Annotated in this window: 1 protein-coding gene; it reads left to right on the top strand. The window is 70.5% G+C overall.

Features of this window, described 5'->3' with window-relative positions; genetic code table 11:
* Window positions 1–15: 15 nt before the first annotated feature.
* On the top strand, window positions 16–556 hold a 541-nt coding region (locus AC1DWF_RS37580; RefSeq protein ID WP_476843498.1), incomplete at its 3' end, for a Bug family tripartite tricarboxylate transporter substrate binding protein.

Consider the following 556-nt stretch of genomic DNA (forward strand, 5'->3'; position numbering starts at 1 on the left):
GGGAGATCACGAACCATGACGGCACTCAATCGCCGCATCTTGCTCGCCGCCGTCGCGGCGACCGCCGCGGGAGCCAGGCCCACCGTGGCGCAGACATGGCCGAGCCGGCCGGTGCGCATCATCGTCCCGCTGGTTCCCGGCGGCACGACCGATGTCATCGCCCGGGTCATCGCCGAGCCGCTGAGCCGGTTGCTGGGCCAGCCTGTGGTGGTCGAGAACCGCMCCGGCGCCAATGGCTGGATTGCCAACGAGTACGTGATGCGGGAACGGCCGGATGGCCACACGCTGATCGTCAACAACGTCTCCACCGGCGGCATCAATTCCGCCCTGCCCGGCGATCGCCCGCTGGTGCCGTCGCGCAACCTGGCGCCGATCACCAATCTCATCGAGGCGCCGCAGGTCTTCGTGGCGCCCGCGGATTTCCCCGCGGCCGATCTCCGCGAGTTCGTCGCGCGCGCGAGGGCGGCGAGCCCCTCGCTCGTCTTCGCCTCGGCCGGCATCGGATCGTATCAGCACATCGACATGGAGGCGCTGGCCAGGCGCGCCGGCATCACCC

The sequence above is a fragment of the Aminobacter sp. P4_D5 genome (assembly GCF_056401815.1).